Source organism: Streptomyces sp. NPDC051987, assembly GCF_040680735.1.
In the GTDB taxonomy this organism is placed as follows: Bacteria; Actinomycetota; Actinomycetes; order Streptomycetales; family Streptomycetaceae; genus Streptomyces.
In genome coordinates this window covers 1-20,319 of sequence record NZ_JBFAXI010000127.1, presented here as the reverse complement: position 1 = coordinate 20,319, position 20,319 = coordinate 1, and the positions used below count along the sequence as shown (strand labels likewise).

At 68.6% G+C, this 20,319-nt stretch carries 22 protein-coding genes and 1 pseudogene; 8 read left to right on the top strand and 15 right to left on the bottom strand.

Features of this window, described 5'->3' with window-relative positions; genetic code table 11:
* Positions 1-129: 129 nt before the first annotated feature.
* The 10 genes and pseudogenes from AB0M11_RS37965 to AB0M11_RS37920 all read right to left on the bottom strand — a co-directional run bounded on the left by AB0M11_RS37965 (position 130) and on the right by AB0M11_RS37920 (position 5,385).
* Positions 130-898, bottom strand: a pseudogene (locus tag AB0M11_RS37965) (transposase).
* 64 nt (positions 899-962) lie between these two features.
* Positions 963-1,349: a hypothetical protein gene (locus tag AB0M11_RS37960; protein WP_365712898.1), complete on the bottom strand. Its 387-nt coding sequence runs from the start codon at positions 1,347-1,349 to the stop codon at positions 963-965.
* 14 nt (positions 1,350-1,363) lie between these two features.
* Positions 1,364-1,681, bottom strand: coding sequence for a hypothetical protein (locus AB0M11_RS37955; RefSeq protein ID WP_365712896.1), 318 nt, complete (start codon positions 1,679-1,681; stop codon positions 1,364-1,366).
* Positions 1,682-1,746: 65 nt separating this feature from the next.
* Positions 1,747-2,028 carry a hypothetical protein gene (locus AB0M11_RS37950; protein WP_365712894.1) on the bottom strand — a complete coding sequence of 94 codons (282 nt, stop codon included), beginning with the start codon at positions 2,026-2,028 and terminating at the stop codon, positions 1,747-1,749.
* Positions 2,029-2,095: 67 nt separating this feature from the next.
* Positions 2,096-2,296, bottom strand: a complete 201-nt coding sequence (locus tag AB0M11_RS37945; RefSeq protein ID WP_365712892.1) for a hypothetical protein — start codon at positions 2,294-2,296, stop codon at positions 2,096-2,098.
* Entirely contained in the window at positions 2,293-2,433 is a 141-nt protein-coding gene (locus AB0M11_RS37940) for a hypothetical protein (RefSeq protein WP_365712890.1), read from the bottom strand. The genes AB0M11_RS37945 and AB0M11_RS37940 overlap by 4 nt, the downstream gene beginning before the upstream one ends.
* A 134-nt stretch (positions 2,434-2,567) precedes the next feature.
* Positions 2,568-3,425 (bottom strand): fumarylacetoacetate hydrolase family protein, encoded by an 858-nt coding sequence (locus AB0M11_RS37935; protein ID WP_365712888.1) that lies wholly within the window; start codon positions 3,423-3,425, stop codon positions 2,568-2,570.
* Between the two features lie 142 nt (positions 3,426-3,567).
* The gene (gene yidC, locus AB0M11_RS37930; RefSeq protein ID WP_365712886.1) at positions 3,568-4,311 is read right to left on the bottom strand and encodes a membrane protein insertase YidC; all 744 of its coding nucleotides are present in this window, start codon (positions 4,309-4,311) and stop codon (positions 3,568-3,570) included.
* Between the two features lie 107 nt (positions 4,312-4,418).
* Positions 4,419-4,739, bottom strand: a complete 321-nt coding sequence (locus AB0M11_RS37925; RefSeq protein ID WP_365712883.1) for a DUF6412 domain-containing protein — start codon at positions 4,737-4,739, stop codon at positions 4,419-4,421.
* A 142-nt stretch (positions 4,740-4,881) separates the two neighbouring features.
* Positions 4,882-5,385, bottom strand: a complete 504-nt coding sequence (locus AB0M11_RS37920; RefSeq protein WP_365712881.1) for a hypothetical protein — start codon at positions 5,383-5,385, stop codon at positions 4,882-4,884.
* 313 nt (positions 5,386-5,698) lie between these two features.
* Here AB0M11_RS37920 and AB0M11_RS37915 point away from each other — a divergent pair, with 313 nt between their 5' ends.
* Positions 5,699-7,264, top strand: a complete 1,566-nt coding sequence (locus tag AB0M11_RS37915; protein ID WP_365712879.1) for a histidine kinase — start codon at positions 5,699-5,701, stop codon at positions 7,262-7,264.
* Positions 7,265-7,270: 6 nt separating this feature from the next.
* A complete protein-coding gene (locus tag AB0M11_RS37910; RefSeq protein ID WP_365712877.1) occupies positions 7,271-7,930 on the top strand; it encodes a response regulator transcription factor in 660 nt (219 codons plus the stop codon).
* A 27-nt stretch (positions 7,931-7,957) separates the two neighbouring features.
* Here the strand turns inward: AB0M11_RS37910 and AB0M11_RS37905 are convergent, their stop codons facing one another.
* Positions 7,958-8,761 carry a class E sortase gene (locus AB0M11_RS37905; protein WP_365712875.1) on the bottom strand — a complete coding sequence of 268 codons (804 nt, stop codon included), beginning with the start codon at positions 8,759-8,761 and terminating at the stop codon, positions 7,958-7,960.
* 491 nt (positions 8,762-9,252) lie between these two features.
* On the opposite strand from AB0M11_RS37905, the gene AB0M11_RS37900 reads away from it, so the two are divergent.
* Positions 9,253-10,725 (top strand): beta-1,6-galactanase, encoded by a 1,473-nt coding sequence (locus AB0M11_RS37900; protein ID WP_365712873.1) that lies wholly within the window; start codon positions 9,253-9,255, stop codon positions 10,723-10,725.
* Positions 10,726-10,833: 108 nt separating this feature from the next.
* Here the strand turns inward: AB0M11_RS37900 and AB0M11_RS37895 are convergent, their stop codons facing one another.
* Positions 10,834-11,124, bottom strand: a complete 291-nt coding sequence (locus AB0M11_RS37895; protein WP_365712871.1) for a DUF1905 domain-containing protein — start codon at positions 11,122-11,124, stop codon at positions 10,834-10,836.
* A 77-nt stretch (positions 11,125-11,201) separates the two neighbouring features.
* Between AB0M11_RS37895 and AB0M11_RS37890 the strand changes: the two genes are divergently transcribed.
* The 4 genes from AB0M11_RS37890 (at position 11,202) to AB0M11_RS37875 (ending at position 15,356) form a co-directional block, all read left to right on the top strand.
* Positions 11,202-12,215: a hypothetical protein gene (locus AB0M11_RS37890; protein ID WP_365712870.1), complete on the top strand. Its 1,014-nt coding sequence runs from the start codon at positions 11,202-11,204 to the stop codon at positions 12,213-12,215.
* 389 nt (positions 12,216-12,604) lie between these two features.
* A complete protein-coding gene (locus AB0M11_RS37885) occupies positions 12,605-13,006 on the top strand; it encodes a very short patch repair endonuclease (protein WP_365712868.1) in 402 nt (133 codons plus the stop codon).
* On the top strand, positions 13,003-13,998 hold the full coding sequence (locus AB0M11_RS37880) for a DNA cytosine methyltransferase (RefSeq protein WP_365712866.1): 996 nt from the start codon (positions 13,003-13,005) through the stop codon (positions 13,996-13,998). Before AB0M11_RS37885 ends, AB0M11_RS37880 begins: the two co-directional genes overlap by 4 nt.
* A gap of 11 nt (positions 13,999-14,009) precedes the next feature.
* A complete protein-coding gene (locus tag AB0M11_RS37875) occupies positions 14,010-15,356 on the top strand; it encodes a DNA cytosine methyltransferase (protein WP_365712864.1) in 1,347 nt (448 codons plus the stop codon).
* A gap of 18 nt (positions 15,357-15,374) precedes the next feature.
* On the opposite strand, the gene AB0M11_RS37870 is transcribed toward AB0M11_RS37875, so the two are convergent.
* From AB0M11_RS37870 to AB0M11_RS37860, 3 genes are read right to left on the bottom strand one after another with little or no spacing between them, the layout of a single operon-like run.
* The gene (locus AB0M11_RS37870) at positions 15,375-16,253 is read right to left on the bottom strand and encodes a DUF6339 family protein (RefSeq protein ID WP_365712862.1); all 879 of its coding nucleotides are present in this window, start codon (positions 16,251-16,253) and stop codon (positions 15,375-15,377) included.
* Positions 16,250-17,245, bottom strand: coding sequence for a hypothetical protein (locus tag AB0M11_RS37865; protein ID WP_365712861.1), 996 nt, complete (start codon positions 17,243-17,245; stop codon positions 16,250-16,252). The genes AB0M11_RS37870 and AB0M11_RS37865 overlap by 4 nt, the downstream gene beginning before the upstream one ends.
* A gap of 3 nt (positions 17,246-17,248) precedes the next feature.
* Complete coding sequence (locus tag AB0M11_RS37860) at positions 17,249-19,399, bottom strand: helix-turn-helix transcriptional regulator (RefSeq protein ID WP_365712859.1); 2,151 nt, start codon at positions 19,397-19,399, stop codon at positions 17,249-17,251.
* A 544-nt stretch (positions 19,400-19,943) separates the two neighbouring features.
* On the opposite strand from AB0M11_RS37860, the gene AB0M11_RS37855 reads away from it, so the two are divergent.
* Positions 19,944-20,132 (top strand): hypothetical protein, encoded by a 189-nt coding sequence (locus tag AB0M11_RS37855; protein WP_365712857.1) that lies wholly within the window; start codon positions 19,944-19,946, stop codon positions 20,130-20,132.
* Positions 20,133-20,319: the final 187 nt, after the last annotated feature.

Sequence of the window (20,319 nt, the reverse complement as noted above, 5' to 3'; positions counted from 1 at the left end):
GTCAGCCCGCCCCCTTGCGCATACCTCATGCGGTCGGCATACCGCAGGGATCATGAGACGTCAGCCCCTACGACACCACGCTTTGAAGGTCAGTACCTATCACGCCAAATGCAACGTGGTCTTACTGCTTTATCCGGCGAGGACGTGGTTGTGCAGACGGGCGATGCCGAGCATGGCGTGATGGACACCGTCGCCTCTCAGGCGGCAGTCGCGGAGGATCTTCCAGACCTGCATCCGGGCGAAGGCGTGCTCGACGCGGGCACGGACTTTGCGGTGGGATGCGTTGTGTTCCTCCTTCCAGGCCGGGAGTTCAGTCTGGCCGCGTTCGCGGCGGTGTGGGATGACCAGCCCGGTGCCCCGGTAGTCGCCGTCCGCGATGACCGTGGTCCTGCCGACGGCGTCCTTCGTGCCCGACAGGGCCCACGCCTTGCAGTCGTTGCGGTTGCCGGGCACCGGCCGACCGACGGCGACCACGAGTCGGGTGTCGGCATCGATGACGACTTGATGGTTGGTCGAGTACCTGTAGTTCTTCGACTGCTCGGCGATCGTGTGGTCGCGCGTAGGCACGAGAGTCCCGTCCACGATGAGTACCGCGTCCTTGCGGAACCGCAGGCGGGGCCTGAGTGCGAGCAACGGCCCGAGATGATCGATGATGCGGTCAGCTGCAGACTTCGAGATGCCGAACAGCGGTGCCAGCTGCCGCAGGGTCAAGTTCGTGCGCAGTAGGTTGTCACCAGCAGCACACGGTCCTCCAAAGCAGGCTCCAGGGGCGGCCTTTTCGTATCGGGTCCGCGCCTTCCCGGCGTAACGCGGTGATCAGCTTGTGGAAAACGCGCGGGCTCAGTCCGCTGAACGGGGCTATCCAGGAGGGCTCCGACGCCGTGATCACATCAGACACAGCGTGATCATGGCATCACATCGGCAGGGAGAGGTGATCACCTTCTTCTCTGTGGAGACCGAGATCAAAAGGGCGGTTCGCTGCTGCAGCCGCCCGACCACAGGTCCTCGTCTCGCCCGTCAGGCAGCAAACCTGTCTCTTCTCCCCAGGACTTGAGAGCTCGACCGGCAATGAAGCGATACGAACGGTTGTCGCTGGAGAGCAGCACATCGCGGACCAGCGGTGTGAGAAGGGCACGTTGCTGAACGAGCTCCGGGGCGTCCAAGAGCGGAACAGCTGCAGCAATGGCCGCTTCCTGGACGGCAGGGTCCGGAGCGTGGAGGAAAGCAGCCACAGCCTGGAAGAGTCCGGGGCGCAGTGCCTGGACCTGCACGGACTCGGGATGTTCCTCCAGGCAAAGCCCCACGCGTGCCATGTGCGCCTCTGCCTCGCTGCCGACCTCGGTGGCCACCGACTCCACCCAGTTCAGCAAGGCAGCGGCAGCGGAAAAGCCCTGCCCTCACGGTCAACGACCGCGGTGTCCGTGCGTGGGTCCCCGAGGATCGCCGCCACATACACAGCCGCAGGCACGGTCGCCGAATAGAGCGTGTTCTGGTGATGCACCGGATCGTCGAGATGCCGTAGAGCCCTGGCCTGAGTGCCGGCGTCGTCCGCCAACAGCCCGGCCAGCAGAGCAGGCGTTCCTGCAGCCGGCCCATAGGCATGTTCGAGCGAGGCCCAGTCGGTCCCCGCCAACAGATCCCACGGGTCTGGCAGCAGACCGTCAACATCCGTGATCGTCACACGTCGAGTATGGCTATTGTTCCCACGCCTGTACCTGCCACCTCATACACATAGCGGGACAACCTTTAGCTCCCCACCTTCCGCCGCATCCTGGACCTGACGTAGGCGACCACCGAGTCCACCACGGCGAGCATGACCGTGTCCTCGGCCAGGGACCCCAGCGCACCGGGGACGGAATGCCCGAAGGTGACGGCGGTCGCGAAGTGGGCGAGTGCGATGGTGCAGAGCATCAGGGCGAACCGCACCACCGAGAACCCCGTCTTCTCCTGGTCCAAGTCGGCTGTCAATAGAGTCGACAGGAGCGGCAGCACATCCCTGAGTGTCTTCTTGATTCCGGAATCCTTCATTGGTTTGAGCAAATTACCGGCGGAGGACTGGCGGAAACCTTGAGGTTTCCGCCAGCCGCCGGTTGTCTCACTGTTTCCAGCGTCCCCTGACCCAGACGATCGCCGCGGCGATCAGCAGGAACACCACCATGAAGACAAGGTGCTGTCCAACGGCCGACCAGCTGTAGTCCGTGAATGTCGCGTCGAGGAGGTACAGAAGCGCGAACACCCCGGACAGGGCAGCGAGGACGTAGAAGCATCCCCAGCCGGATTTTTCTTTCTCGGTCATCTGATCAGCGCCCCGAGTTTTTCCGATATGTGGTTCATGAGCGCTTCCATCTTGAAGGTGTGGCCGGTCTTGTTCTGCAGCTTGCGAGCCAGGCTCTCACCCCATGATGTGAGCTTGCCTCGGAAGCTGTGCACCATCGCCCGGCTTTTACGGGATAACCATCCACATCCGGCCACGGCTTCAGGGAAGGGGCATCTCCGGGCCCGCCGGGACAGACGTCTGGCCCGTCACCCCGGCGGAAACGGGTGACGGGCCAGGCGGGTACGGATGCTCAGGCGTCCTTGAACTCCTGCCGCTGCCGGCCGAGACCGGCGATCTCCAGCTCCACCACGTCCCCGGCGCGCAGGAACGGCTTCGGCTCCGGCGCACCCATCGCCACCCCCGCCGGAGTGCCGGTGTTGATGACATCCCCGGGGTACAGCACCATGAACCGGCTGACGTAGCGCACCACTTCGGCGACCGAGAAGATCTGCTCGGCCGTGGTCCCGTCCTGCTTCAGCTCGCCGTTGACCCAGAGCTTCAGCGAGAGCGCCTGCGGATCCCCGACCTCGTCGGCCGTCACCAGCCAGGGCCCGAGCGGGTTGAACGTCTCGCAGTTCTTCCCCTTGTCCCAGGTCCCGCCCCGCTCGATCTGGAACTCCCGCTCGGAGACGTCATGCGCGACGGCGTACCCGGCGACGTACGCCAGCGGATCCTCGTCGTCGCCCACGTAGCGCGCCGTGCGCCCGATGACGACCGCCAGCTCGACCTCCCAGTCGGTCTTCACCGACCCGCGCGGCACCAGCACGGTGTCGTACGCCCCCACGACCGTGTCCGGCGCCTTGAGGAAGACGACCGGCTCGGCCGGCGGCTCGGCCCCCGTCTCCCGGGCGTGGTCGTGGTAGTTCAGCCCGATGCAGACGACCTTCCCGATCCGCCCCAGCGGCGGCCCGATCCGCAGCCCGGTCGCGTCGAGCACGGCCAGCTCCCCGGACTCGGCGGCGGCCCGCACCCGCCCGAGCGCCGCGTCGTCGGCGAGCAGCGCCCCGTCGATGTCGTCGACGATCCCCGTCAGGTCCCGCAGGACACCCTCGGCGTCGAGCAGCGCGGGCCGCTCAGCCCCGGCCGTACCGACTCGCAGCAGCTTCATGGTCGTCACCATCTCTCTTGACAGCAGTCGCCCACCCGATGAGCACAGCCATCGGAGGACTGGTCGATCCTCCAAGAGGAACGTGCAACGGGCAAGAGCATGTTCACGTACTGGACCGTAGCCTTCCGCGGGCGGCGGCCGCTCACCGGTACAGGACCGCGCGCTCGACCGCGCTCCACGTCGTGCTGGTCACCACGTACAGCGCGGCGGCCAGCGGCACCACGGCCACGGTGAGCAGCGTGAAGTACGACAGGTACGGCGTCACCTTGGCGAGCACGCCGACCCCGGGCACCTGCTGGTCGGCCAAGGGTCCCTGCCGGTCGGCCTCGGTCACCTGCCGGTCGGCCTCGGTCACCGGTGCCGTCGTCCGCCTGGCGCGACGGACGGTGAAGGTGGCGACGGCGGCGACTACGGCGAACAGCGTCAGGTAGACCAGCCCGCCGCTCCCGAACCCGCCGCCGGCGGCGAGGACGTCGCCGAACCGCCCGCCGAGCGGGGCGCCCCACAGCTCGTGGGAGAGCAGGCCGTTGTCGTGGCCGCCGATCGTCGAGCTGGAGAAGAGGTGGTAGAGGAGGAAGAACGCGGGCAGTTGCAGCAGTCCGGGCAGGCAGCCGGAGAGCGGCGACACCTTCTCCTGCGCGTGCAGCTCCAGCACCGCCTCCCGCAGCGCCTCCTGGTCCTCGCCGTGCCGCCTGCGCAGCTCGGTGATCCTCGGCTGCAGCGCGGCGCGGGCGCGCTGGCCGCGGGCGGCGGCGCGGGACAGGGGATGCACGAGCAGGCGAACCAGCGCCGTGCACAGGACGATCGCGGCGGCGGCCGCGGAGGCGTGGAAGAGCGGCTGGAGCAGGTCGGCGAGATGCTCGACCAGACCGGCGAAAACGGACATGAGTGGGAGCCCTCCGGGGGTCTCGTCGTGCCGTGGGTGAGGAGGCGGGACGGCATGACGACCCACGCGGGGTCACCCGGGAGGCCGGAGACTGCGGCCGGGGTGACCTACGCGGTGGTCGCCGGGAGGGCGTGTCCGGGGGCTCGTGGGCGGCTGCGGCCCTTCGCGTCGGGGTCGCGTTGCGGCAGGAAGGCCGTACGGCGGGCCCGGTCGCGGATCGCCGTCCGGACCCGGGTGGGCGGCACGGCGGGCGCGGAGCGTGCGGCGCGCGACGAGCAGACGGCGAGAGCCGAGCCGACGGCGGCGGTCGCGGCGAGCGCGACGGTGGTGAAGAGGCCGCCGGAGTCCAGCAGCAGGAGGTCGAGCAGGAGGAGCAGGAGAAGGGCGGCGGGTCGGGACAGCGGCACCCAGCACCTGTGCACGCGCATGCCAACCCCCCTTCTCTCACTGCCGTTTATACCTGATCGGCCGAGCTCGCCGCCCGGTTCCTCCGCCACGCGGCGGCGCCCTGGCGGTGCCGGGCACCCCAGGACGGCGATGCCGGGCGCCCTTGGACGCGGGCTCCTGGCGTCAGGCGGTCTTGGGGGCAAGTGCGGCGAGAACGGCCTTGGTGCCTTTCCGGTAGAAGGAGAGGTACGAGATCGAGCTGGTCAGTTCGATCTTCTGACCGTCCTCGTCCCTCAGCTTCAACCGGCGTGACAGTCCCCACCACTTGACCCGGCTGGTGGTGGTGGCCCGGTTCATGCGGAGGAGTTCACGCTCGGGTTCGTACCCCCAGCCCGAGAGAGCCAGCAGGTGTATCGACTTCGCGGTGACGACGACGACCATGCGCACGGTCACTCCTTGGGAGTTGGCGTTGACCCGGCGGGCCGTGCGGATTCCGATCACGGCGAGCAGTCCGTCGGTGAGCGCGTCGGCGTCCAGGACGGAGGCCACGGTGCTCGACGCGACGCCCCCCACCGCCAGGCCCAGATAGTCGTCCTGGAGACCGAAGATGCCGACCGCCTCGATCGGCTCCTCCAGCTTGAGGACTCGCTGGGACCGCTCGGCAAGGGTGGCCAGGTTGATTCTCATGTGATGCCTTCTTCCAGGGATAGGAATGTGTCACGGCCACGCCAAGAAGGCCCAGGGCAGGCACCACGGCGGCACCACGAACATGCCAAAGGGTGCTGACAGGACAGGAACTGACGTGCTGTCGGCGGACTCGCCGAGAGGTCGCCGCTGGAGCGCTCCGGCAGCTTAGGACGTGGCGCGCAGGGCGCGGATCCTTCGCAGCGGCGTCCTTTTCTCCTTCCGTGGAAGGGGCGGGACCGGCTCCGAACACCTTCCTCGGGACAGGTGCGATGCTCCTCCGGGGCGCCGGTCCGGCGTGGTTATAGTTCGGGCCGTGAGAACGCCATGGCAGGCAGCGGTCTGCGACTGGCTGGGGGTGCCGCGGTCGACGGCGAGGGACACCGGAATCGCCCTGCTTGTCATGTTCCTTTCGTTCTGGGACACCTCCGGCACCGCTCTCGGAGCCCCCGCGTCGTCGACGTGGACGGTCTGGCGGTGCGCGTGCGCCCTGATCGGCTGCGGTTCTCTCGTCCTGCGCGAGCGCCTGCCCCTCACGGTTCTGGGTGTCTCCCTGGCCGCCGACCTGCTGGCGCAGCTGTCGGGCAGCGGCGGGCGGGCGGATTCCTACGCCGTGCTTCTCGCGGCCGGGAGCGCGGCGTCGCGTGTCGGCATCACCCCGGTCAGTACCGCGTTCTCCATCGCGGCGACGCTCGCGGAGTCGTTCGCGATGCGCCCCCTGCCGGGGACGGCCCAGGCGGCGGCCGTCTGCGCGGTGTTCCAGCTCGTGATCATGGCGGGGCTGCGGACGGGGATCCGCCGGGAGCGCGCCCAGCGCACCCGGGAGCACGTGGAGCGGCTGTACGAGCGCAGTGCCGCCGCGGCCCGGCAGCACGCCCTGCTCATGCGGACCGCGGCCGCGGAGGAACGCCTGCGCGTGGCGCGCGAGGTCCACGACGTGCTGGCCCACACCATCAGCGTGGTCGTGATCCAGGCCACGGCGGCGGCCGACGGCTTCGAGCACAGCCCGGTCCGCGCGAAAGCCGCGGTGGAGGCCATCGGAGACGTGTCCCGACAAGCCCTCAAGGACCTGCGCTCACTGCTCAACGCCCTCCACGACGACGCCGACGCGCCCGCTTCCCCGTCGGCTTCCCCACCCGCCGGCACGCCCCGGACGCCCTCGCAGGGCGACACCGACCTGTCGGGGCTCCTGCCCATGATCGACCATGTCAGGGCCACCGGCCTGGCCGTCGACCTCGATGTCGCGCAGCCGGTTCCGGCGCTGCCGCCGACGGTCGCCCTGGCCGCCTACCGCGTGGTCCAGGAGGCCCTCACCAACACGCTGCGCCATGCCCACGCCCGCCGCGCCGTCGTCAGCGTCGCTCACCGGCACTCCGCGGACGACCCGGACGGCGGCGTCCTGGTCGTCGAGGTCGCCGACGACGGCTGGGGCCTGCGCGGGGGCACGCCGGTCCCGCCCTCGCTCGCGGGGAGCGGACGGGGACTGACCGGCATGGCGGCCCGGGTGCACGCCCTGGGCGGCACGGTCACTTCGGGCAACCGGGAAGCGGGGGGCTTCCAGGTGAGTGCCCGCATACCTGTGGGTGCGACCGCCACCGCCGCCTCCACGTCGGAGGAACAGGACGCCTCCCCGGCGGGGGAACGGAGCGCTTGCCCGGCGGAGGAACAGGAGGCCTTCACGGCCGAGGAACAGGACGCCTTCACGGCGGAGGAACGGAGCGCCTCCCGGGCGGAGGAACGGGACACCTCCCCGCCCGGAGGACACGACACCTTCACGCACGCCCCCAGGCCAGGACGCTTCTCCGTCCGGGAATCCACCGTTGGACCCGATGGCCCCGATGGACCCGACCCATCCCCGACCCATCCCCGCGAAGACAGGTGACGCGACATGCTTCGAGTGCTGATCGTCGACGACCAGGAGCTGGTCCGTACCGGTTTCCGGATGATCCTGGAGGCCCGGGACGACTTCGAGGTCGTCGGTGAGGCCTCCGACGGGAGCCAGGCCGTAGCCCTGAGCGAAACCCTGCGGCCCGACGTGGTCGTGATGGACATTCGTATGCCCGTCGTCAACGGCATCGACGCCACCCGGGCCATCGCGGCCTCCGGCGCAGCCACGAAGATCCTCGTCCTGACCACCTTCGACACCGACGAGAACGTGCACGCGGCCATCCAGGCGGGTGCCAGCGGCTTCCTCCTGAAGGACACCCGGGCCGACCAGTTCGCCGACGCCGTCCGCACGGTCGCCGCGGGCCACGCCGTCATCGCACCCACCGCGACCAGGCGGCTGCTCGACCATGTCGCACGGGCCACACCTCCAGGTGCGCCGCGCAACCTCGACAGGCTCGACGTACTGACCCGACGCGAGCGCGAGGTCCTGGTCCACGTCGCCGAAGGACGCTCCAACGCCCAGATCGCGGCGGAACTGCACCTCAGCGAGACCACCATCAAGACCTACGTGTCGGCCATCCTGCACAAACTGCAGCTGCGGGACCGCATCCACGCCGTCATCACCGCGTACGACTGCGGCCTGGTCCCGACCAGCCGCTGACCGGCCGGCGCCGCACGGCCCCGGCGCTCACCCGCTCCCCGCCCCCGCCCCGGCCGCCGCCCGCGGCCGCGTCGACACCAGCTTCCCCCACACCACCATCCGGTACCGCGAGGTGAACTCGGGCGTGCAGGTGGTGAGGGTGATGTAGTACCCCGGCTCCCGGTACCCGTACGACGGCTTCACGATCGACCGCGGTACGGGCCTGATCACCCCGGAGTCCCGGGACGAGGTCTGCGGCAGGATCTGGTCCACGACGTACGTGTAGGTCGCCGACGCCGTCTCGACCTCGACCGGATCCCCGAGCCGGAGCCGCGGAAGGTAGCGGAACGGCTCGCCGTGTGTGTTGCGGTGCCCCGCGAGCGCGAAGTTCCCCTGCTGGCCCGGCTGTTGGGTGCCGGGGTAGTGGCCGACGTACCCGTGGTTGAGCACGTTCGGCTTGCTGACGCCCTCGGCGACGGGGACGCGCAGCCCGAGCCGCGGGACGACGAGGATCGCGTAGGCCTGCGAGGCGACGACCCGGGTGGTGTACGACGTCCGCTGCCGCCCGTCACCGGAGGACCCGGCGGACGACGACGAACCGGCCGCACCGGCGCCGCTCTTGCCCCCACCGCCCGACCCCCCGGACCCCATCGCGCCCCCCTCCCCCCGGCTCCACTCCCGCTCCAGCGCCGCCACCTTCCGCGCGGCGCCCTGCTTGGCCTCCCGGTTGGTCCACCACAGCTGGTGCACGACGAGGAGCATGAGCACCACGCCCACGGTGACGAGGAGTTCGCCCCCAGTCCACAGCACCCGCCGGCGCCGGGCCCGCCGCCGCCGCTCACCGTGCCCCACGACCCGCACCGCGCACCTCCCACCGCCGCCCGCCCGAACCCGCCGAACCCACCGACCCCCGCCGAACCCACCCACCCCAGCCGACCTCGCGCCCCCCACCGACCTCGCGATGCCCGGCCGAACACACCGACCCCACCGACCTCGCGAGGCTCGCCCGAACCCACCGCCCCTGGCCGATCGCGCCGACCCCGACCGACCCCCACCGACCCCGCGGGCTCCTGCCGACCCCGCCGGCCCCGCACCATAAGGCGCCGACCGCCAACTCACCAGAGCCACCGGCATTCCCGTCACCGAACCTCCCCGCCCGCGCTCCCCCTCTCCTCACCCGCGCTTCCTCCACGGGTTTTAGAAACCCATGTCAGATAGCGCGGTCACAACCCTCGACAACCTCACACGCCACACCCGATGCTTCGTGTTGGCATGCGGGGGGACGAGTCGACGCCGGTTCGGGAACCGGTGTTTGAGCCGCACGGAGAGGTTGAGAAGCCGCCATGATCCGACGCAGAACACTCCTGGCCGCCGCGGGAGGCGGCCTCCTGGGCAGCGCCCTGGCCACCGGCACGGCCCGCGCCGACGCCACGATCGCCGTCAGTCCGTCCACCTCGTGGGGCACCTGGGAGGGCTGGGGCACCTCCCTGGCCTGGTGGGGCAACGTGTTCGGCACCCGGGACGACTTCGCCGACATCTTCTTCACCACCAAGTCGACGACGTACAGCGGCACTTCGCTCCCCGGCCTGGGACTGAACATCGCCCGCTACAACCTGGGCGCGTGCAGCTGGAACAGCGTCAACGGCACCACCATGGTGGCCTCGCCCAACATCCCGGCGTTCAAGCAGATCGAGGGCTACTGGCAGGACTGGAACAACGAGGACCCCACGTCCTCGGCCTGGGACTGGACGGCGGACGCGAACCAGCGGGCCATGCTCGTGAAGGCGGTGAACCGCGGCGCGACCGCCGAGCTCTTCGCCAACTCCCCCATGTGGTGGATGTGCCTGAACCACAACCCGTCCGGCGCGGCCAACGGCGGCAACAACCTCCAGTCCTGGAACTACCGCCAGCACGCCTCCCACCTGGCGTCCGTCGCCCTGTACGCCAAGAACAACTGGGGCGTGAACTTCGCGACGGTGGAGGCCTTCAACGAACCGTCCTCCTCCTGGTGGACGGCGACGGGCACCCAGGAGGGCTGCCACATCGACTCGACCGTCCAGGCGGCCGTCCTCCCCTACCTCCGCAGTGAGCTGAACAACCGGGGACTCACCGGCACGAAGATCTCGGCGTCGGACGAGAACACCTACGACCTGGCCCGCACCACCTGGAGCGCCTTCTCCTCCACCACCAAGGGCTACGTGGACCGCGTCAACGTCCACGGCTACCAGGGCTCGGGCGGCCGCCGGGACCTGCTCTACACGGACGTCGTGACGACGGCGGGCAAGGCGCTGTGGAACTCCGAGACCGGTGACCAGGACGGCACCGGCTACACCATGGCCTTCAACCTGCTCTACGACTTCCGCTGGCTGCACCCCACCGCCTGGGTCTACTGGCAGGTCATGGACACGGACCCGGACTGGGCGATGATCCAGTACGACGCGAGCACCCTGGCACCCGAGGGCGTCACCACCAAGTACTACGTGATGGCCCAGTTCAGCCGCCACATCCGCCCTGGCATGAAGATCCTCGACACGGGCGTGAGCAACGCCGTGGCAGCCTACGACTCCTCGGCCAAGCGCCTGGTGATCGTGGCCCTGAACACCGCCACCTCCGCCCAGACCTTCACCTTCAACCTCTCCAACTTCACGACGGTGAGCGGCGGCACGAACGGCCTCGTCCCCCGCTGGAGCACGGTGACGACGGGCGGCGACGCCTACAAGTCGTACTCGGACACCCACCTCTCCGGGAAGACGGTCGCGGTCTCCTTCCCCGCCAAGTCCGTCCAGACGCTGCAGATCGACAACGTCACGATCTGACCCGGACCGGCGGCGGGGGGCACGCGCTCACCGCGCCCCCCGCCGCCTCAGCACAACTACGCCTACCGCCACCGCCGAGGACCGCACAGCAGCCCCCCCGACCCCCGACTACCCGACCCGCACCCGCATCTCCACCCGCACCTCGTCCCCCGCCTCCAGCCCCCGCGCCCTGCGCACCGCGCTCTTCAGCGGCAGCAGATACCCGCCGTCCTTGGGGAACAGGGACGTCTCGAACACCACGCCGCCCAGCGTCACTTCCACCGGAACGACCCCCCACCCGTACGAGGCCGTGCCCGCCACGGCCCGCACCTCCTCGCACTCCTCCTCCGGGACGGGCAGGAAGTAATAAGGAGCGGGCCCGCGCCACTCCACGACAACCCCGCCGAACTCGAACCGCACCGAACGACTCCCCTCGCTTCCGACTGCTCCCTGTCCCTGTCTCTTCTTTGTCACCGCCGGGCAGTACGGTGTCGTTCATGCGCCCCGACACGCCTGCCGAGAACGTCGACCACACCGCCGAAGCGGCACGCCTGGAGCGGACCGCCGGCCTCTACCCGGAGGACGCCGAGGCCCTTCTCCTCCAGGCCGCGGCCCACCTGGAACTGGCCGACGCCCGCCCCGCCGCGACCGCGCTCTACGACCGCCTCCTCGCCACCCCGGACACCCTGGAGAACGCGCCCCTGGTCCGGGCCCTCAAGGCGTCGAACCTGTGGGAGTACGACCACGAGGCGGAGGCCAGGGCGATCATCGAGGGCATCCGCGCGACGGCCCCCCGGGACCCGGCCCCCTGGGTCATCGTCGCCGAGTCCCTCGAATCCCACGACGAACTCGAAGCGGCGCACGACACCTTCACACAGGCGGCGGCCCTCCTCCTGACGGACGTCACCGAACCCCCCTACGAGACGCACCCGCTCCTCTTCGGCCGCCACCGGGTCCGCCGCATGCTCGGCCTGCCCCACGACGACTGGGACACCCGCGCCGACACCCTCCACTCCTCCCCCGTCTCCCTGGACGAACTCCACGACCCCAAGCGCGTCTGGTCCCTGGGCTCCGACAACCCGCAGGAGCTGGAGGCCGAGATCTCCCGCCTCCGCGCCGAACTCGGCACCTACCGCGAGGCCCTCTCCCGCCCCTTCCCGGTCGCGGTCCTGCACTGGCCGGCGGAAGAACTCGCGGAACTCCTGTCGGCCTACCCCGACCTCGCCACCGAATACCCCTCCCACACCGAGCACCTCGCGACCATAGAGTCCTCCCTCCGCGAACTCTCCGTCTCCGGCACCGGCAACCTGGGCATCGTCACCGGCACGGTCCCCTCCTACGAGGCCTTCGCCGCCTCCGAAGGCTCCTCCCCCTCCGACCCCACCCTCCTCCCCCAGTACGCGACAACCCTGGCAGCCCGCGGCCGCGCAGTGGCCTGGCCCCCGCAGCGCACGTCGGAGTGCTGGTGCGGCCAGAAGCAGCCCTACGAAACCTGCCACGGCGTCTCCTGACCGCCCCACCCAGAACAACCCCCCGGCCGCCACCCCACCCGGCGTGCCCGGCCAACCGAACGCGCCCCCAACCCCGGCCAACACCGCAGCCCACCCCCAGGCACCCCCGCCAAGCCGCCCACTTTCCCCGGGCCGCCCGCTCGCTTCTCCCCCGTGCTGGAGCGGCCCGGGTCAAGGGTGGCCCGAAGGGCCATCGGCGCAGCCGACGCGAAGCGCCCTTGATGCGGGCCGCGGAAGCACGACACTGCAAAAGAAGCGGGCGGCCCCGTTGCCGATGATGCCCACTCCAGTGAGGCGCGTTCTTCCTTGGCCGCACGCCGATCCGCCTATGCCGGCAGGATGATCCTGTGCCTAATCCCGTCCCGTCCTCTCTTGCCGTTTCCGCCCGCATGAGCAAGCAGGTGAGCAAGGACACGGGGGCTGAGCTGGCCGTACGACGGCTGTTGCACGCGGCCGGACTGCGTTACCGCGTGGAGTATCCCGTGCCGGGCATGCCGCGGCGGCGGATCGACGTGGCCTTCACGCGCGCCAAGATCGCGGTTCTCATCGACGGCTGCTTCTGGCACGGCTGCCCCCAGCACGCCACTCAGCCGAAGGCCAACGCGGACTGGTGGCGCCGCAAGCTGGATCGGAACATGGCCCGCGACCGAGAGACGACCGAGCATCTGATCGCGGAAGGCTGGACGGTGCTGCGATTCTGGGAGCACGAGGCTCCTGAGGAGGTGGCCGTACGGGTGGCGGCGGCGGTGGAGCAGCGTCAGACGGAAGCGCCCCGGGGGAGACGAGTATGAGCGGACTGACCTTCGTCGATGTGTGCTCGGGGGCGGGAGGACTCGCCCTCGGACTGGAGCGAGCGGGTTTCGAACCGCGTCTGTTGTTGGACGAGGACGACCTCGCCGTCGACACTCTGCGGGCCAACCGACCGCATTGGAAGGTACTTCACGCCGACCTGATGGATTTCGACCCGGCGGAGCATCCCGAGAGCCTCGACGTGGACCTCCTCTCAGCCGGTCTGCCGAGGGTGAAGTCGAGCGCGACCGTCGGACGCGCGGATTCGGGGGTCGAGGAGCGCTTGCTGAAGGCCACGGTCTATCTCGTCCATGCGATCAGGCCTCGTGCGGTGCTCATCGAGAATGTGCCCGGACTCGCCCACTCGGACGCCTATCAGCAGTTTCGTGATTTCGCGCGAGCCGAACTGGCCCACCTGGGATACGAGTTCAGTTGGTTCGTCGTGAACGCGGTCGACTTCGGCGTACCCCAGAACCGCAAGCAGGGCGTCCTCGTCGCCATCGAGCGGCAGTGGGCCTCGGCCTTCCGGCCACCGGCACCTACCGTGCAGCAGCCCACGACGGTCGGTGCCGTTCTGGGTGCGACCATGGCATCACGGGGGTGGCCGGACGCCGCCCGTTGGGTTGCCCAGGCCGACCGGCCGGCACCGACTCTGGTGGGCGGTTCGAAAAACCGGGGCGGCGCGGACCTGGGACCGACGGGAGCCAAGCGGACCTGGGCGACCATGGGTGTCAACGGTCACACTGTGGGCGACGATGTGCCCGACGCGGACTTCGTATGGGATCCCCAGCTCGGCAGGGAGAACATGGTGAAGATCACCGTCGAGCAGGCCGCGCTGCTGCAGGGCTTTCCCGAGACATGGGAGATCACCGGGCGCAAGACAGCCCGATACCGCCAGGTCGGGCACGCGACACCGCCGCCGGTGGGAGAGGCACTGGGGAGGGCGATCGCCGCAGCGCTCATTATGGATCCACCAGTCCGCTCGGCCGGCTAGACTTCCGCCACATGACCAGCACGGCGTCCCACAAGCCCATCCTCGACCAGCCTCGCATCCTCGACCTCTTCGCAGGTCCCGGAGGGCTGGACGTCGCCGGTCACTCGCTCGACATCCCGAGCCTCGGTATCGAATGGGACAGAAGCGCGTGCCTGACCCGGTACGCCGCCGGTCTGGACACCCTGCACGCCGATGTGAGCGCCGTACGCAGGGACGCCTTCGAGTCCTTGCCACCGGAGATCAACGTGCTCGCCGGCGGCCCTCCGTGCCAGACGTACTCGGTGGCCGGGCACGGCGCCGGGCGCCAGGCCCTGGACAGGGTCAAGAAGTACATCGATCGTCTGATGCCGGGCGACTCCGACAAGAAGATCGACGAAGAACTCAAGGATCTCCCCGATCCACGCACCGCCTTGGTCCTCGAACCTCTCCGGTACGCGATTCAGGCAACGCGGAGCCCCAACCGTGAGAACCGACCGTACGATGTGATCGTCCTGGAGCAGGTCCCCGCAGTGGCTCCGCTCTGGGAGCACTACGCCAAGGTGCTGGCCGAGACGGGGCTCCCGGACGGGACCAGGTACAAGGTTGTCGTCGGTGTCCTGGACACCGAGACCTACGGGGTACCGCAGACTCGATCTCGCGCGGTGTTGATCGCTCGGCGTGAAGGGCTCGGCGAACCGTCACTCCCCTCCCCTACACACCGTTCCTATGACGCAAAGAAATGGAACCGGATCAACGGGGCGAGCACACCGGACCAGGTCCTTCAGCCGACCCTCGACGAGGGCACCACGTCGGGGAGCGACGACCACAGGCTCCCCTGGATGTCGATGCGTGATGCTCTCTCCGCCCCGGTGGGCTCACATCCCGGACGTGTCACCCCCTTCCTGGTCCGCTCCAACTACGGCAGTTCGGGTCATCCGGGGAGGCGTGGGGTGCGAACCGACCAGCAGCCCGCCACGACCGTGACCGGCCGCATCTCCCGCTTCGTGGTGTTCGAGCACCTCAATGAGAAGGTCGTCTACGAGGGCCCGCGGTTCAGCATGAACGAGGCGGGCATGCTGCAGAGCTTCCCGCCGGACTATCCGTGGTCCGGTACGGCGCAGGCCCAGCAGGTGGGCAACGCCGTACCGCCCCTCTTCGGTGCGCACCTGCTGAGTTCCGCTCTCGGGCTCCCCACGCCGGACCCGGAGGCGATGAGGAAGCCGTGGCAACCTGCCACCGAGGAGCAGCAGGCCAAGCTGCGAAGCAGTGGCTGCGGCGCCGCCGACCACTGCACCGACAGGTGCCCGCAGGCCAAGGACCAGGTGCCGCCGCCTTCTTCCGTGCGTCCACGGAAGGCCAAGAAGGCGGCGACCAAGTAGCCCGAGCGCGGCAACAGGTCAGTCCGCGGTCTTCCGGCCCCTGACCGGTGCGGTGTCGAACAGCTCTGCGAAGTAGCTGGTGAGCGCGGCCACTGACTCCTCCGGTACAGGGTCTTCGTCGGGCCCCTTCGGCAGTTCGTACCGCTCGACGGGTGGCGCCGATTCCGCTTCCGCGATCCAGTCCCGCAGGTGGACGGGGTCGCGAGGCCGGTCCTGCCCGAGGACGTCGTAGATCAGGGTCGCACCGGCCGCGTTGATCGCGACGCTGAGGCCGAAGATCTCTCGCCCAGTGGTGACTTGCCCTTGCTGCAGAAGGCGGACCAGGGCCTGAGCAGTAGGCCGGTGGTCGATCAGCTCCATCCGGAGAACCGTGTGGATGAGGTCCTGGTTCCCACAGGCGGCCTCGACCGGCTCGTAGTCCGCGCCGTTCCGGAAGAGCTCTGCCGCCCACCACAGACGGGAGAAGCACTGCCGGTCGGCAGGTCCCCGGAAGCGCTCGGCGGCGACACGCCTTTCCGGTTTCTTCACTGTCGGTTCCGAAAGGTGACGCCAGACCACGTAGTCAGGCGCCACCGCCAATGCGAGGTGGTTCCACAGACGCTTGTCCGCCGCTTCTCGCCGAGTCAGACGCAGCGTGGCATGAAGCCTGGGCGCGAGCCATCCGTCGGCTCGGGTGCGGTCCTCCCGGAACTCGAACATGGCGTCTTCCACCAGGCTTCGAATCGGCTCGACCCACCATCTGGCATCGTCCTCGGGGAGCGGCTCGACGACCTTGGCCAGATCGATGCCGCCGTGAACCTGTTCGCCTCTGAGCAGCTCTTCGGTGAGGAACGGATCGACGGCCGAGGTGGCGAGCAGCGCCAGGCGCTCCGGTACGTGGTTCGGTTGGGTGATCACGTCTCACTCTCGCGGTTCATCTGTTCCAGACTGCGGATCACATAGGCAAGCGCCTTGGTGGCATCGGCACGGCGGACCGCCGCGTAGTGGATTCGGGTCTGCAACTCGACCCAGCCCGATTCGCCGGTACGCCGACGGTGGACCTGTCGTAGGGCCTCCTCGACGTGTACGCCGGGAACGACGTCCGGGAGCATCTCCCGCAGCACCTCGCCCTGCCAGTCGGTCGGGAAGACCGGACCTCCACCAGGCTCGACCTCCAGATCGCCGATGGCACCGTGGAACACCGCGGTCCAGACGTCGGTGGCCATCTGAGCGACAAGAAGGTCACGTACCTTGCTGTCCACTCCCGAGCCGTTGCTGTCCAGCAGGCCGATGACCCCCTCGACGTCGGTGTTCACGAACACCGTGGGGACTCGGGCCGAGACGTCCACGATCCAGGGCGCGTCTGCGTAGGCCTGGAGCCACTCCCGGGAGCTTCTCTTGAAAGACGCCGTCTGGACGTCGAGTTGGAGTCCCCGGACCGGCTCGTCGGAGACCGTGTCGATGATCCAGCTCCGGTCGGTCTCGGCGATCGACCGTCCGCGCACTCCGTCCACCGTCCCGACGGCGTACACGGCGAGGGAGGCCCGACCCAAGTGGTCGTCCCGGAGCACCTCCAACGATCCCGACCAGTCCCGTCCGCCCTCCGCGTCAAGCGCGAGATCCGCAGAGGTGCGCACGTTGGTCTCGCCGTCGGTCAGGACGGCGATGACACGCAGGTCGGACCAGGCCGCGTCCGGCGCGTTCCCTCCGGGTGGCAGCGTCGCCGAGAGGCCGATCGTGGCGCTCACCCAGTCGGTGTGGCCGGCGATGCCGAGCGCGACGGACTGCTGCTGGGTCGAGTACGCGGTGGTCTCCAGTTGATCGCGGGTGCCGTCCGAGAGCTTGAGGGAGACCGAGGTCACCCTCAGAGTGACCGGACGGTTGAGCCGCTTGTACGGATAGATCTTCACGCTTCACTCCCCCTTCCCGGCACGGAGTTCGAGGACGAGGCGGGTGAGCGTGGTCCTGACCGGGTGACTGCTCACATCGGTGAATCCCTGGAACTTCGCGCGCCGTACCCCGGGAGTGAAGCGCAGGGTTCCGTCCTCCACCTCGCAACCCTCGACAGCCACGAGTTCCGCCCACTCCAGCTTCGGACGGCCGCCGGACCGCACATCCAGTTGCGCGACCGGCACCATCGGGACGATCTCGTCGCCACGCGGGATGCTCACTTCGGCGGTGATCCGCCACTCTCCGTCGTCGCCGACTGTCGCGTCGAGCGTGTCCAGCACCGGAACCACCGGCCCGGCGGGCGCCTTGGCCTTCGGCCTCGTTCTCACGGTCAATGCCTTACGAACGGCCTCCCCGCCCTCGCGTGTGCTGCGCTTCGGACGCGCCACAAGTTCCCTGACGGCATTGTTGACCTCAGCTGTCAGCGCGCTGATCCGCCGATACGCGGACGGGGACCAGCGCAGAGTCAGCTCCTCCGTCTGTCCCCAGCGGTCATGCTCAGGCGGTTCCGCCGCACGCAGGAATTCCTCGGCCTCCTTCGCAAAGGGAGCTGTCTCTCCGGCGGCCTCGCCCACCAGTAGAACGGCCTGGAAGGGGTTGGTCCCGAGCGGCAGTCTCGGAACGCCTGCCCTCTTGACGGTCATGCGATTGCCGCGCAGGGAGTGCACCTGGTTCTTTCCCCCGTCCCCGTCCCTGTCACCCTCTGCCTCGGTGACCAGCAGGACCGCCTGGTGCGTCCCGAGCGTCCCATGGGAACCACCGGAGAGCGGCAGCTTCAGCGGGACGTTCCGCGCCGCGACCTGCCCGGCCTCGGTGAGGCGGTCCACTGTGGTGCCCTCGTAGTGCGCTCTGAGGGCACGAGTCCGGGCGGGCTGCTCGACAGACGGGTCGACCTGCTTCTCCGGCACGACCTCCTTGCCGTTCTGGAAGGCACGGACGGAGACTTCCAGGAGGGGAAGCCTGCTGCCGCCGCCGGTCATCGCGGCCCAGAAGTCACGTCCCAGCGCCTCTACCAGACGACCGTGCATCTTGCGGATGTCACGTGTGTCCTCGTCGCCGTCCTCGACAGCGCCGGACTCGTCGTCGGAATCGGACCTGCTTTCGAGGCTGGCGACGTCGTGCGCGCCGACGATCAGGAAGGAGGTACCGGGTTCGTCACTTTCTCTGGTCAGATGCAGACGTGCGACGGTCTCCTCGTCCGCCCACCAGGAACGGGCGACCGTGGCACCGGGCGAATCGGGATCGGGGCGCCCGAACCAGGCCGGCCCCGCGTACGGCTCGCCGTCCACTTCCCTCCACGGCAGTTCCAGACGGCCGATGACCCTTCGCTCGGTACGTCCCTCGTGAGGCACGGACAAAGTGGAGTTGATGAGCACGAGCCCGAGGGCGCTGGTTGCCCACAGTGTCGCCTTGCCCAGACCGTACGAACCACCGGCCGCGGGGCCGGACTTGAGGCTCTCCAACTGACGCCTGACCACGGCGGCGAACTTGCCGTCCGCGTAGTCGTCGCCGATGAGCCCGGAAGCGTTGTAGTCGTCCACACGCAGCAGGACCAAGCGGCCCTTCTCGTACATGTCGCGTACACCGGCGTCGACGACTCGGCCGACCTTCTGGTCGGCGGCGGCCTCCGAGACGGCGGAGTAGTGCGGGAAGAGATCGTTCCAGAGGATCGCCTCACGGAAGGAGTCCAGGGCCTCACCGGTGAGCTCATGCAGGGTGTAACGGACCCTGACCGGGCGGCCGTTCTCCGTGAGGCGCTCGTCCAGGCTGTTCTGGCAGGTCTCGCGGGCGAGTACCTGCACGTCGGCGTCGAAGGCGAAGGCCGCGGCGTTGCCCATGTCACGGCCGCCGTCGTCATAACCCGGGCGGTGGTACCAGGTCACCGGGAGGCCGGCCTGGGTGTCGGTGGTGCGGGTGTGAACCGTCCCCACGTCCGTTCCAAGAGCCCTCGCGATGTCCGTCATCACCGTGGGGCGAGGCGTCGACCGGCCCGTGATCCACGCGGACACGGCGGCCCGGGTCAGCTGGAGCTCGTCGGCCAGTTCGGCCTGAGTCTTACCCGCGAGCTTGAGCTGTCGGGCCAACCAAGGCCCGAACTCCTCGCCTGTCTCCACGCGTCACCTGCTCTTTCCAGGAGTCCATGCCGCTCTTGTGCTGTGGATCACGAGGCTAATTTGACAGACGGCAAAGCGTCAACCGTCAGTTGATCGATGTTGTCGTACAGAACCTTTCAACCGGGCGCCTGATTTACACCGAATGGCCAACCTTTGGGCCGTATGTCCAACTTCTACGACTGGAGCAATCAACTCCCTTTAACGACACTGGAGTTGTATTGCACGTACGGGTGACCACCGGTATGGTTGTTGACGATGGGGATCCCATCTCGCTCATGAGACCCGAATCAGGGAAGACTGGGCGGCCGGGGGAGAAGTGCATCCCAATTCAGCCCCCCGCAGCAGAAAACGAGGCACACACCGAGCCGCCTCGACCGCTGAGGAAGTGTTTCAACGAAGGGCTGGCGACATCGGGCCAAAATCCGCTAGTGTCCTCAGCCAGCAAACGTCCCGACAGGACGATTCGACACTTATTTCATCCATTTTCGCGGGGGGATGCGTGCCCAATTTACCCCTGTGCAACCTGTGAATAGGGGTATGCCGAATGATTGAGCAGGGATACAACGACTTCTTGTTTTCATCTCGGGAATTGAGTTCATTCGAATTGGAAATCGGCGCGGCCAAGACCGAGGCCGAGGTGATGAGCATTCTCCAGCACTACGACCTGTCCGAGAAGGACTTTCCTGACGGCATGGTTCCCGGACTGCCGCCGGAACAGTTCCCCACGTCCTGAACACCTGAGCGGAGTAGAGGAAGAGCGGAAGGAGCAGGTCACAGCCTTGAACAGGTCTCCACCGCCAGCGTGGACGACGTTTTTTCCACCCCCATTCCGTACGCACTGTGACGCCACCACCCAGCACCTCGACAGGCGCGCGCCGGCTTCATCGAATCCGGCGCGGCCGGTCCCACCCCAGACCATA